Source organism: Neobacillus sp. B4I6, assembly GCF_050434045.1.
In the GTDB taxonomy this organism is placed as follows: domain Bacteria; phylum Bacillota; class Bacilli; order Bacillales; family Cytobacillaceae; genus Neobacillus.
Window position 1 is genome coordinate 296,245 of sequence record NZ_JBNPWB010000001.1, and the last position, 13,149, is coordinate 309,393.

At 36.8% G+C, this 13,149-nt stretch carries 13 protein-coding genes and 2 pseudogenes; 14 read left to right on the top strand and 1 reads right to left on the bottom strand.

What is annotated here, in order from left to right:
* The first annotated feature begins 3 nt into the window (after window positions 1-3).
* The 5 genes from pfkA (QF028_RS01515) to rpe all read left to right on the top strand — a co-directional run bounded on the left by pfkA (QF028_RS01515) (window position 4) and on the right by rpe (window position 3,611).
* Complete coding sequence (gene pfkA / locus QF028_RS01515; RefSeq protein ID WP_429463605.1) at window positions 4-960, top strand: 6-phosphofructokinase; 957 nt, start codon at window positions 4-6, stop codon at window positions 958-960.
* 74 nt (window positions 961-1,034) lie between these two features.
* Window positions 1,035-1,181 carry a GapA-binding peptide SR1P gene (locus QF028_RS01520; RefSeq protein ID WP_429463607.1) on the top strand — a complete coding sequence of 49 codons (147 nt, stop codon included), beginning with the start codon at window positions 1,035-1,037 and terminating at the stop codon, window positions 1,179-1,181.
* 36 nt (window positions 1,182-1,217) lie between these two features.
* A complete protein-coding gene (rpiB, locus tag QF028_RS01525; protein ID WP_429463609.1) occupies window positions 1,218-1,661 on the top strand; it encodes a ribose 5-phosphate isomerase B in 444 nt (147 codons plus the stop codon).
* 180 nt (window positions 1,662-1,841) lie between these two features.
* Window positions 1,842-2,699: a class II fructose-bisphosphate aldolase gene (locus tag QF028_RS01530; protein WP_429463611.1), complete on the top strand. Its 858-nt coding sequence runs from the start codon at window positions 1,842-1,844 to the stop codon at window positions 2,697-2,699.
* 258 nt (window positions 2,700-2,957) lie between these two features.
* Window positions 2,958-3,611 (top strand): ribulose-phosphate 3-epimerase, encoded by a 654-nt coding sequence (gene rpe / locus QF028_RS01535; RefSeq protein ID WP_429463613.1) that lies wholly within the window; start codon window positions 2,958-2,960, stop codon window positions 3,609-3,611.
* Window positions 3,612-3,861: 250 nt separating this feature from the next.
* Here rpe and QF028_RS01540 read toward each other — a convergent pair whose 3' ends face one another.
* A complete protein-coding gene (locus tag QF028_RS01540; RefSeq protein WP_429463615.1) occupies window positions 3,862-4,527 on the bottom strand; it encodes a cyclase family protein in 666 nt (221 codons plus the stop codon).
* 31 nt (window positions 4,528-4,558) lie between these two features.
* Between QF028_RS01540 and QF028_RS01545 the strand changes: the two are divergent.
* The 9 genes and pseudogenes from QF028_RS01545 to rpiB (QF028_RS01585) all read left to right on the top strand — a co-directional run.
* A pseudogene (locus QF028_RS01545) lies at window positions 4,559-5,786 on the top strand (MFS transporter); the annotation flags it as partial.
* 204 nt (window positions 5,787-5,990) lie between these two features.
* Window positions 5,991-6,842, top strand: a pseudogene (locus QF028_RS01550) (transketolase); the annotation flags it as partial.
* Window positions 6,842-7,795, top strand: a complete 954-nt coding sequence (locus QF028_RS01555) for a transketolase family protein (protein ID WP_429463617.1) — start codon at window positions 6,842-6,844, stop codon at window positions 7,793-7,795. The pseudogene QF028_RS01550 and the gene QF028_RS01555, both read left to right, overlap by 1 nt.
* Window positions 7,796-7,819: 24 nt before the next feature.
* Window positions 7,820-8,578: an SDR family NAD(P)-dependent oxidoreductase gene (locus QF028_RS01560; RefSeq protein WP_429463618.1), complete on the top strand. Its 759-nt coding sequence runs from the start codon at window positions 7,820-7,822 to the stop codon at window positions 8,576-8,578.
* Window positions 8,579-8,645: 67 nt separating this feature from the next.
* Window positions 8,646-9,356 (top strand): FadR/GntR family transcriptional regulator, encoded by a 711-nt coding sequence (locus QF028_RS01565; RefSeq protein ID WP_429463620.1) that lies wholly within the window; start codon window positions 8,646-8,648, stop codon window positions 9,354-9,356.
* A gap of 357 nt (window positions 9,357-9,713) precedes the next feature.
* Complete coding sequence (locus QF028_RS01570; protein WP_429463622.1) at window positions 9,714-11,045, top strand: MFS transporter; 1,332 nt, start codon at window positions 9,714-9,716, stop codon at window positions 11,043-11,045.
* A gap of 65 nt (window positions 11,046-11,110) precedes the next feature.
* Complete coding sequence (gene pfkA, locus QF028_RS01575) at window positions 11,111-12,067, top strand: 6-phosphofructokinase (protein WP_429463623.1); 957 nt, start codon at window positions 11,111-11,113, stop codon at window positions 12,065-12,067.
* 67 nt (window positions 12,068-12,134) lie between these two features.
* Window positions 12,135-12,281: a GapA-binding peptide SR1P gene (locus tag QF028_RS01580; RefSeq protein WP_429463625.1), complete on the top strand. Its 147-nt coding sequence runs from the start codon at window positions 12,135-12,137 to the stop codon at window positions 12,279-12,281.
* A gap of 28 nt (window positions 12,282-12,309) precedes the next feature.
* Window positions 12,310-12,750: a ribose 5-phosphate isomerase B gene (gene rpiB, locus QF028_RS01585; RefSeq protein WP_429463627.1), complete on the top strand. Its 441-nt coding sequence runs from the start codon at window positions 12,310-12,312 to the stop codon at window positions 12,748-12,750.
* Window positions 12,751-13,149 lie beyond the last annotated feature (399 nt).

Consider the following 13,149-nt stretch of genomic DNA (forward strand, 5'->3'; position numbering starts at 1 on the left):
GTCATGAAAAAAATAGGGGTCCTAACAAGTGGCGGAGATGCCCCGGGAATGAATGCCGCGATCAGGGCAGTAGTAAAAACAGCATATCATTATGATGTGGATGTAATGGGCATACAGTGTGGATTCCAAGGTTTAATAGATGGTAAAATCCATCGATTGATTTCTCAAGAGGTTGAGGATATTGCAGATCGAGGAGGAACGATTTTAAAAACGTCAAGGTCCATAGAATTTATGGAGGAAACAGGAAGAAAAAAGGCTCTTGAGGTATTAAAAAACTTTGATATAAATGCTTTGGTTGTTATCGGTGGGGAAGGATCATTAAAAGGAGCCGAGAAATTACATGATCTGGGTATGAAAGTGATTGGTATACCCAGTACGATTGATAATGATTTGGCCTATACAGATTATTCCATTGGATTTGACACCACTTTAAATACGGTATTGGAATGTATCGGTAAAATTAAAGATACTGATTTTTCTCATGATAAAACAACGATTGTCGAAGTAATGGGAAGATATTGTGGTGATCTAGCCTTATACTCTGCTTTGGCAGGTGGAGGAGAAATCATCTCTACTCCTGAACAACCATTAGATTTATATACGATATGTTCAAAATTACGTTCAAAAATGAGTAGTGGAAAAAATGATAATCTCGTCATCGTAACAGAAAGAATGTACGATTTGCAGGAATTGCAGCAATACATTGAAGAGAAGTTAGACATTAGTGTAAGAACAACGGTATTAGGGTTCATACAAAGAGGGGGAAATCCATCAGCTTTTGATCGGGTATTAGCAAGTAATATGGGCGTTACTGCTGTAGAATTGCTGATAAATGGATATTCAGGACTAGCTGTTGGAATAAAAGAAAACAAAATCATTCATAAAGAACTTGAAAACGTAAATGTAGAGATAGCTGATAAACAGGAGAAATATAGATTATTAGAAAAGCTTTTATGCTAGTTAAAATCATTTTATTCCGTTATGTATATCAATCAAAAGGGTTTTTATTAAATGAAAATTTCTGGGGGTAGAGAATGATGGTTGAGCAACTAAAAGTAAAACAAGGTACGGTTATTTGTCAAGTGTGTGAAAAAGTAATTGATATTGTTGAAAGTACAGAAGGCGTTAAAACGTGGTATGGAAAGTGTCCGGATTGTTCCCAGGAGAAGAAAGAAGTTTAATGTCAATTAAGTTTAAACAGGATAGGAGAAATTAAAATGAAAGTAGCAATTGCATCTGACCATGGTGGGTTGAATATTCGCAAAGAGTTGATCTCATTGTTAGAAGAGATGAACATTGAGTATGTCGATTTTGGGTGTGAGTGTAACACCTCTGTTGATTATCCAGATTATGCTATTCCTGTCGCAGAAAGGGTAGCGAACGGTGAAGTGGATCGAGGTATTTTAATTTGTGGTACAGGGATTGGTATGAGTATTGCGGCAAACAAGGTAAAAGGAATTCGCTGTGCGCTGGTACACGATACCTTTAGTGCAAAGGCAACAAGAGAGCATAACAATTCAAATATCCTTGCGATGGGAGAACGTGTCATCGGTCCCGGATTAGCCCGCGACATTGTGAAAATATGGTTAGCTACCCCTTTTGAAGGCGGAAGGCATGAAAATCGTGTCAATAAGATAAAAGTGTATGAAGCAAGTAACTAATTAGTAGAAACATACCTATATGAAGATATGACACATCAAAACATGTGAAATAAACTTTTTACCTATAAAAAATATGGAACCGTGGTTTATATGCAGGTATTGAATAGGATGCCTGCTATAACCTAAGTTCCGTTTATATAAATTATTCATAGTAAATCAATATGTTTAGGGGGAATAATCATGGGGTTAACTTCTATGAAAAAAATGCTAAGTACTGCATTAAAGGAAGGTTATGCGGTTGGGCAATTTAACATTAATAACCTGGAATGGACACAAGCTATTTTAGGAGCTGCAGAGGAAGAAAAGTCACCAGTAATTCTTGGGGTTTCAGAAGGGGCAGCTCGTCATATGGGTGGATTTACTGTAGTTACAGCTATGGTAAAAGCACTTATGGATGAAATGAAGATCACGGTTCCGGTTGCAATCCATTTGGACCATGGATCTAGTTTTGAAAAGTGCAAAGCGGCGATTGATGCAGGATTTACATCAGTAATGATTGACGCTTCCCATCATCCATTTGAAGAAAATGTGAAAATAACGAAGCAAGTAGTTGAATATGCACATGAACGTGATGTATCAGTGGAAGCGGAATTAGGGACGGTTGGCGGACAAGAAGACGATGTAATTGCTGATGGTGTTATCTATGCAGACCCAAATGAATGTAAGGAGCTAGTAAAACAAACAGGTATTGACTGTTTAGCACCAGCATTAGGATCTGTTCACGGTCCTTACAAAGGGGAGCCAAACTTAGGATTTAATGAAATGGAAGAAATTTGTAAAACTATTGAGCTACCGTTGGTCTTACATGGTGGAACTGGTATTCCGACCGAACAAATCAAAAAATCAATCTCATTAGGAACGGCAAAAATTAATGTAAATACGGAAAATCAAATTGCTTTTACGAAAGCAGTCCGTTCGATATTAAACACTGATCCTGATGTATATGACCCTAGAAAATACATAGTTCCGGGTCGTGAAGCTATTAAGGAAACGGTGATCGGAAAAATGCGTGAATTTGGTTCTTGTGGTCGGGTTTAATTTTTTTGCTCTGTTAAATTTTGTTGTTGATCTTCACTCCATCAACACTCAGCAAAATCAACAATGTCCTTTAACAGAGCTTTTTTTTTAACATAAACAAAAATAGATATTTTCTTGGAGTGGTGGGTATGGCAGGTTTTTGGTTCTACATAATCCAACTGGTCAGCCTTGCTAAGACCTAACATGCTCCATAAACTCCAGGTCATACAGTCCTAATTACAGAAGGAAATAACAAAGGAAATCGAGGTATAAAAAAAGATGATTAAAATCGCACCTTCCATTTTGTCCGCTGATTTTGCCAAATTAGGAAATGAAATCAAAGAAGTAGAGGAGGGGGGAGCAGATTATATTCACGTTGATGTAATGGATGGCCACTTTGTTCCGAATATCACAATTGGCCCGCTTATTGTGGAAGCGATTCGTCCTGTCACAACTTTACCGTTAGATGTTCATTTAATGATTGAAAATCCTGATCAATTTATTCCTGTTTTTGCGAAGGCCGGAGCTGACATTATCTCTGTTCATGTTGAGGCATGTCCCCATTTACACCGCACTATACAGTTAATTAAACACCATGGTATTAAAGCTGGTGTTGTACTGAATCCTGCTACATCAGTTGATCAGATTATGCATATTCTTGAAGATATTGATTTAATTTTATTGATGACAGTGAACCCGGGATTTGGTGGACAAGAATTTATTAAAAGTGTATTGCCTAAAATAGAGCACATTTCAAAAATGATTGAAAAGCGTCGATTGTCCATTGAAATTGAGGTGGATGGTGGCATTAATACAGACACAGCTAGACTGTGTGTACAAGCTGGGGCAAATGTACTCGTAGCTGGTTCTGCTATTTATAATCAACCCGATCGAAAAGCGTCGATAAAAGCTATTAAAGAAACGGTTATTTAAAATCGTGAAATGGATTCCTGCAATACGCAACTTTTTATACATGTAACTGCAAACTAGATTAACGGCTTTAGTCTATTAGATTAAAGAGCTAAAGCCGCCAATTTACTTGTTGTCACTGTCTACTATAAAGTGCACTCTTGTAGAAATTTTGAGATACTTCCTTTTAAAAATCCCTCTGCTTTACTTGTATGCTTTGATATTCTTTAAAAGTATTATTGAAAATATTTTCTCAATTACAACATTATATGAATTAGTCTTCACAAATAAATGCGATGGCTCGTCCAGGTCCTCCGCCGCAGCCTTCAAGTTTAATTGGTAAGAAGATAAAATCCCATCTATCATATTCTAGCAATTCTTTAGGAAGGAAGAGTTCTTCGGCCAACCAAATCTCAACTCCTAAAAGAAATTCATGCTGTTCCAGTCCTTCCCCGTCTCTTGGTCCACCAATACTTAAGGAATCAATAGCAATTCCTTTTACTTTTCTGTCATAAAGCCATTGAGCTCCATCTACTCCAAGATAAGGCCAATTATCAACATATTCTGTAGTCCAATTTCTTTTATATCCCCAGCCTGTACAAAGAAGCACAATGTCTCCTTCTTTAATTGTATCTGCATATGGTTCAAGATGCTCTACACCAATTGCAGTATGTGCTTCAATATCGAAAAGATCAATTACAACAGCAGAACCTATATAGCTTTCTACAGGTGTTTGGGCAATTGTTTTTCCATTTGGAAAATGATGATATGGAGCGTCTACATGAGTTGATGTATGAGTATTTAAACTAATCCTTTCTGATGTGTAACCATCCTTGGCTTTTAATGTTTCATAATTTATTTCCGTAAGATGATAAGGAAGATAGCCGGGATTATTGTGATAAAAGGTTTGTGATAAATCTAGTAGTTTTTTGATTTTCATTGAAATTCCTCCATATTTCTTAAAATAGTAAGATTTAGGTTTTTCTAATTCGGTTTTTGGATTTGGGGCAGGGATCTTTTTCTTTGGTTATTTCCTTTTAGAGGTACCGGGCAGTGCCATTATGACGAAAATTGGACCAAGAAAATGGATGAGTAGAATCAGGTTACATGGGCTATCATTGCCATTTTTATGGCTTTTTAAAAACTCCCATGCAATTTTATACAGTACGATTTCTTTTAGGGGTTGCTGAAGCTAGTTTTTATCCATGTATGGTATTTTATTTAAGTGGTTTTTATCAAACGAAACATCATGCAAAGGCAATTGCAGAATTTTTGATTGCTATTCCAGGTGCTAATGCATTAGGTTCACCACTTTCCACTTTCTTGCTAGGAGTCAACTGGTTAGGATTGGAGGGCTGGCAATGGATGTTCATTATGGAAGCGATTCCAGCTGTGATTTTAGGCATCGTATGCTATTTCTATCTTGATGATAAAATTGAAGATGTAAAATGGTTAAATAAAGACGAGAAAAAATGGTTAATTGACATCACAACAAAGGAGAAACTTCAAAAACAGGAAGTCAGACACTACACTTTCTTGCAAGCTTTAAAGGATCGTGATGTTTTAATCTTATCTATCGGATATTTTTGCTGGATGATAGGCATTTACGGAATTGTCATGTTTTTACCAACCATTTCAAAAGGCTTAACGGAAGCAACCTCCCTTAGTACTCAATCAATGGGTTGGGTTTTAGGATTAATGTACGTTTGTGCAATGGATACAATGATTCTAGTGGGTAACCACTCCGATAAAAAGAACGATCGACGCTGGCATGTTGCAGTATGTTTAACAACCAGCGCCATTGCAATGATCATTAGCAGCTTGGTGGCAAATACTAGTATTGTTTTATCATTTGTCTTTTTAACAATCGCTCTTTGTGGAGCATTTGGCGCATACTCTTCATTCTGGTCGATTCCTCCATATTTCTTAATGGAAGCTGCAGCTGCAGGGGCCATTGCACTTATTAACAGTGTAGGAAATCTTGGTGGATTCTTTGAACCTTACATTGTTGGATATATTAAAGATCTAACAGGATCATTTAATGCTAGTATGGTTTTCTTAGGTGTAAGTTTGGTAATAGGCTCTTGTATTGTTGTTTTCTTAGTGAAACAGTCAGGCAAGGTTTTAAGGACGAATGTCGAAAATAAATTGAAAAGTTTAGTTGAAAAGTTTATTAATCTATATCTTCTAGCTATCTAGAACCTTCGGATAACAATTTTTGTTGACCGAGGTTTTTTTTGTCTTTAGATATCAGTTTTTATAGATTTGCCAATTGGTTAATTTTATAAAAATCCTTATTGACAAATATGAAAACGGTGTTATACTGTGTTTATAAGTTAACTTAGTATACAAGTAGACAATAGAACAACAAGGCAAGCTTAAAGCTTAAAAAGGTTATCAAAATTAAATGAGGTGACTGGTATGAAAGATGTTGGTATTGAAGAATTAAAACAAAAAGCAATTGAGATGAGGAAAACAGCTCTCATGATGATACACGAAGCGCAATCAGGGCATCCAGGAGGCTCCTTATCTGCAGCTGATGTAGTAACGGCACTTTATTTTAGGGAAATGAACATTGATCCGAATAATCCCCAATGGGAAGATCGTGATCGGTTCGTTTTATCAAAAGGGCATGTTTGTCCGATCCAATATTCAGCATTAGCTTTACTAGGTTATGTACCTTATGACACTATTTACACGTTAAGAAAGTTTGGTTCTCCATTCCAAGGACATCCAGATATGAAAAAGTGCCCAGGTATTGATATTTCTACAGGGTCTTTAGGACAGGGGCTTTCTTGTGCAGTTGGTATGGCACTGGGAGGCAAAAGGGATTCAAAGAATTATCGAGTTTTCGCTATGTTAGGCGACGGAGAGTGTCAAGAAGGCCAAATATGGGAAGCTGCACAAAGTGCTGTTAAATATCAGTTAGATAATTTAGTAGTATTCGTTGATGATAATGGATTGCAAATTGATGGTACAACCGAAGAAATTATGCCAAACCAAGATTTAGAAAAGAAATTTGCGGCATTTGGTTTTGAAACGAGAAGAATCGATGGACATTCGATGGAAGCGATTGTTGAAACATTGGATTATATTCGTGAAGCTAAAAATGGAAAGCCAAAATGTATCGTACTTAACACGGTAAAAGGTAAGGGAGTATCTTTTATGGAGCATTCAGTTGGATGGCATGGTGTTGCTCCGAATGATGTCGAGTTTCTGAATGCAATCGAAGAAGTAGCAGGGGGGTTAAAATAATGAGTTTAATGGAAAAGGATATTGTAGTTAAAAAGGCGACCAGAGAAGCATTCGGTGATGAAATTGTCCGTTTAGGGAAAAAAAATAAAAATATCTATGTGGTTGATATTGATATTGGTAAGTCATGCAAGACAACAGAATTTGCAAAGCAATTTCCAAATCAGCATGTAAATGTTGGTATAGCTGAACAAAATGGCGCTGGATTAGCGGCAGGACTTGCGACGACAGGTAAAATTCCTTTTGTAAGCACTTACGCCGTATTTGGTTCGTTACGAATGACGGAGCAGATCAGACAGGAAATTTGTTATCCAAACCTAAACGTAAAAATAGCTTGTTCTCATGGAGGGCTTACTCCAGCAAATGATGGGGCAAGTCATCAAAGTATCGAAGATATGGGTGTGCTAAGAACCATTCCAAATATGACCGTCATTATGGGAGCTGACTATTATTCTACCAGGAAATTAATAGAACAAGCGGCAGAAATGCATGGTCCTGTATACCTTCGTTTTACAAGAGATACCGTTCCGGTTCTATATGATGAAAACGAAGAATTCACCATTGGAAAAGCAAAGCAGATTAAGGACGGAAAGGATATCGCCATTATCGCAAATGGTGATACTGTCTATCTCGCCTTAGAAGCCGCAAAGCAATTAGAGAAAGAAGGTATATCCGTAAAACTTTTAGACATGCACACAATAAAACCTCTAGATCGTGAAGCAGTGGTAGACTGTCTAAGTATTGGAAAAATCATTACAGTTGAAGACCATAATATTTTAAATGGCCTTGGAAGTGCAGTATGTGAAGTAGTGGCGGAAGAAGGCAAGGGGATTGTGAGAAGAATTGGAGTTCAAGATCAGTTCGGCCAGTCGGCGCCGTATGAAAAGTTGTTAGAGCTTAATGGTATTACGATAGAAAATATTGTATCAACAGCAAAAGATCTAGTAAAAAACTAAAAAATGATTAAGGGGAGAAGAAACATGTTTGAATTAGAGAATAGAGTAGCGATCGTAACAGGCAGTGGTTCAAAAAAGGGGATTGGACGCACAATCGCTTTAACCCTTGCAAAACAGGGAGCAGCAGTGGTTGTTGCTGACCTTAATATGGATGGAATTCAGGATACCGTAAATGCGATTAAAGAAGCTGGCGGAAAAGCCTTAGGAGTAGAACTAAATGTAACCAGTAAAGAATCAAATGATGCCATGGTAGAAAAGGTTCTACAAACCTTTGGCAGAATTGATATCCTTGTCAATAATGCTGGAATTTCACAAAAAGTAACAGTTGAAGATATGACATATGAGGACATCAACCGAGTATTTAATGTGAACATGTTTGGACTGTTCTTATGCACCCAAGCCGTACTAAAAACGATGAAAAATCAAAAGTATGGCCGAATCGTTAGTCTTTCCTCCGTTTCCGCCAAACGAGGAGGCGGAGTATTTGGTGGACCTCACTATTCCGCTTCAAAGGCTGCCGTATTAGGATTTTCTAAAAATCTTGCTCGTGAAGTTGCCCTTGATGGAATCACCGTAAACTGTGTGGCACCAGGTCTTGTTAATACGGAAATATGGAAGTCACTTCCTGAAGATCAGGCGAAGAAAGTGATCGACGGAATTCCAATGGGAAGACCAGGTGAGACTGAAGAGATTGCAGCAACTATTGCTTTCTTAGTTTCAAAAGAAGCATCCTACATTACAGGAGAAGAAATTGATATTAATGGCGGGTCACACATGGATTAATTTTATCCTTACTGTACAGGCATTCCAGTCAGGAATGCCTGTGTAATTTCAATGAAAAGTGAGAGGAGTGGTTGTTATTAATTTTAATCCAGTGGCCAGTAAGAAATTATATATGCAAATTTATCATCAAATCCTTTCTGAAATCGAATTGGGTTCATTTAAAAAAGGTGATAAACTGCCTGCCGAAAGAGAGCTGTGTGAACAATTTGGTGTAAGCCGTGTTCCCATTCGACAGGCTCTAAGTGCATTAGAATTGAATGGAATTATCTATTCCCGTCAAGGCGAGGGAGTTTATGTGAAAAGTAATCAGATTACTCCTGATCATTCTGAATCCGCCATTTTTTTTAAATCGATATCCCCAGAAGATATTGTTGAAGCAAGGATGACAATAGAGCCTCTCATTATAAAATTTGCAGCTGAAAGAGCAACTGATGAAGACATCGAGGAACTTCATTCGACCATCGAAGAGATGAAGAAAGAAACAATGGCTGGTGTTTATGTACCAGAAACAGACCACAAATTACATTTTAGTATTGCAAAGGCCTCTCACAATGACTTATTTATTAACATTATGGCGGCTATAAGTAATGCAATGAAACAACAAGAAATGTGGAAATTTATTCGAGATCGAACTGTCACTCGACCGGATTATCGAGACACTAATTTTAAGGAGCATCAACTACTTATAAAAGCCATTGAGGATCACAACGAAAAAGAAGCAGTCGAAGTCATGAATAAACATATGAAAAACTTATATGATCGGTATTGGAAGGATTAGACCTATTAAGTTTTCAATCCTAAATCGTATTGACAACCCTTACATGCAAGGATATACTTAATGCGAAAAAAGGGAACTTAGTATACAAGTGAACAAAAGGTATAGGGAGCGACTATGCAGAAATTTTATATTTATATAATAGAAGAATATGAGAGTCGCCATATCTATTTGTGTTGACGGAGTAAGTTTAAAGTTTTTTGGAAGCGTTTGATGTATGGGTTTACAAAAGTTTCAAAATTAGTAATTTTAAATCTTTCTTAGGGGAACTACTTTTTCAAGGAGAATTTAATTCCCTCTAACCTTTAATGAGATGATGGCTTGGAATAAGGAAGGACAACAACATAAGGGGGAATTATTTTGGATCAACTTGCACTGGAGCGTTCAACTACAAAAAAAGTTACGTTAAGATTAATTTCATTTCTGTTTCTATGTTTTTCGATATCTGTACTAGATAGGGTGAATATTGGATATGCTGCCCTGCAAATAAACAAAGATTTAGGTTTTTCGAATGCTATTTTCGGATTTGGAGCAGGGATTTTTTTCCTTGGCTACTTCCTTTTAGAGGTACCAGGCAGCGCGATGATGGCAAAAATTGGACCGCGAAAATGGATTAGTAGAATCATGGTTACATGGGGCATCCTTGCTGCTTTAGAAACTTTCGTCCATACTCCCATACAATTTTATACAGTACGATTTCTTTTAGGTGTTGCTGAGGCAAGTTTTTATCCATGTATGGTATCTTATTTAAGCGGTTTTTATCAAACGAAACATCATGCAAAAGCGATTGCTGGATTTATGGTGGCAATACCAAGTACAAATGCTATAGGTGCTCTATTATGTACTTATTTGCTAAACGTTAACTGGTTTGGTTTGGCAGGATGGCAATGGTTGTTTATTTCTGAAGCGATTCCATCTGTAATCTTGGGTGTTATATGTTATTTCTATCTTGACGATCAAATTAAGGAAGTAAAATGGTTGAACAAAGACGAGAAAAGATGGTTAATTGACGTTACAACAAAAGAGAAACTTGAAAAGCAGCAAGTGAAACACTACACTTTCCTGCAGGCTTTAAAGGACCGTGACGTTCTCATTTTATCAGCCGGATATTTTTGCTGGATGATTGGCTATTACGGGATTAACATGTTTTTACCAACCATTTCGAAAGGTTTATCTGAAAAAATATCTCTTAGTACTCAAAGCATGGGCTGGATTTTATTTCCTATGTATATTTTTGCCATGGTGACGATGATTCTAGTTGGCAACCATTCAGATAAAAAGAATGAGAGACGCTGGCATGCTGCTGTATGTTTAATAATAAGTGCGATTGCGATGATTGTTAGCAGCTATATTGCCAATGTAAGCATTATTCTATCATTTGTATTTCTAACCATTGCACTATGTGGGGCATTTGGAGCATACGCACCATTTTGGGCCATTCCACCTTCTTTCTTAACTGGAGCTGCAGCTGGAGGCGCCATTGCCCTTATCAATAGTATAGGAAATCTTGGTGGATTTTTTGGACCTTACATTGTGGGTTATATTAAAGATACAACAGGTTCCTTTAATATTAGTATGATTTTCTTAGGTGTGAGTATGATTATAGGTTCTTGTATTATTGTTTTCTTGGTAAAACAGTCAGGAAAGGTCAAGAGTAGGAAATTCGAAAAAAAACTGAAAAAAATAAGTTAAGAAAATGAATCCATACTAAATTGAAACTTTCTATAAATTGATATCGTGTAAGAGGTGTATTGGTCATGCAAAAAATAGGGGTCCTAACAAGTGGTGGAGATGCCCCGGGAATGAATGCCGCTATAAGGGCAGTAGTAAAAGCAGCAGGTCACTTTCATGTGGACGTAATGGGGATACAGTGTGGATTCCAAGGTTTAATTGATGGTAAAATTCATCGACTAACTTCCCAAGAGGTAGAAGGTATTGCTAATAGAGGTGGAACGATATTAAAAACGTCAAGATCCTTAGAATTCATGGAGGAAACAGGACGAAAAAAGGCTCTTACTATATTAAAAAATTTGGATATAGATTCCTTGATTGTCATAGGTGGGGAAGGATCTTTAAAAGGAGCCGAAAAATTACATGAACTAGGTATTAAAGTGGTTGGAATACCTGGAACAATTGACAATGATTTAGCTTATACAGATTATTCAATTGGATTCGATACCACTTTAAATACGGTATTGGAGTGTATCGGTAAAATTAAAGATACTGATTATTCTCATGATAAAACAACTATTGTCGAAGTGATGGGAAGATATTGCGGCGATTTAGCTTTATATTCTGCTTTAGCAGGTGGAGGAGAAATCATCTCTACTCCAGAAAAACCATTAGATTTATATTCCATCTGTTCAAAATTACGTTTAAGAATGAGTAGTGGAAAAAATGATAACCTCGTCATCGTTACAGAAAGAATGTATGATTTGCAGGACTTGCAGCACTACATTGAAAAGAAGTTAAACATTAGTGTAAGAACTACCTCATTAGGGTTCATCCAAAGAGGGGGAAATGCATCCGCATTTGATCGGGTATTAGCTAGTAATATGGGCGTTAAGTCAGTGGAACTGTTGATGAATGGATATTCGGGTCTAGCTGTTGGAATGAAAGGAAATAAAATGATTCATAAAGAACTGGGCTACGTAAATTCCGAGATAGCGGATAAGCAGGATAAATATAGATTACTAGAAAAGCTTTTAGGTTAGAAAAAGTATATCCCTTTATTGTTGCGTGGAGATAAGTTTTTATTTAACAAAAGTTAAGGGGGAACGAATGATGGGCGAGAAGCTAGTTGAAAAACAAGGTACGATTATATGTCAAGTGTGTGAAGAAGTAATTGATATTGTTGAAAGCACAGAAGGCGTTAAAACGTGGTATGGAATGTGTCAGGATTGTTCAGAGGAGAAGAAAGAAGATTAACGTCAATGGACTGTTGGAGGGAAGTAAAATGAAAGTAGCGATTGCATCTGATCATGGTGGTATAAATATTCGTAATGAGATCATCTCATTGCTAGAAGAGATGAAAATTGAGTACTTAGATTTAGGGTGTGATTGTGACACCTCTGTTGATTATCCTGATTATGCTATTCCTGTTGCGGAAAAGGTAGCAAGTGGTGAAGTAGAACGAGGTATCTTAATTTGTGGCACGGGAATTGGAATGAGTATTTCGGCAAACAAAGTAAAGGGAATACGCTGTGCACTGGTGCACGATACGTTTAGTGCTAAGGCAACAAGGGAGCATAACAATTCGAATATATTAGCAATGGGAGAGCGTGTCATCGGTCCAGGCTTAGCTCGCGAAATTGCAAAAATATGGTTAAGAACCCCCTTTGAAGGTGGTAGGCACGAAAATCGTGTCAATAAAATAGCGGTGTATGAAGGGATGTAACATAGGAACGGTACGGTTTTTGTACACTTTTAAAAAAATTTATACAAATGACAAAGAACTGTTCCTATAAAATGGTATTTTTATAACAATTCATTATGAGTTTAGTTTCATTGAAAGAGATGTTAAACACTGAAATAAAGTAACGTTATTAACAGAGACAGAGAAGAAAAACTATACATTGTTTAATAAACAAAAGGAACAGATGTTGAAGCCTTTCTACGACCAGAGGAACAAGCAAAGATTCAGTTTGCCAAGTAAGCATTTTGAGGCAATTAATGCAGATGTAGTATTTGAAGGCCCAGAAAAATGATGTTAATGAATTTATGTTGAAAGTATCATCTAAATAGATTCATAGATAAACTTTTAGAACTTCAAAAAAAGTAAAGACTAAATAAAAGT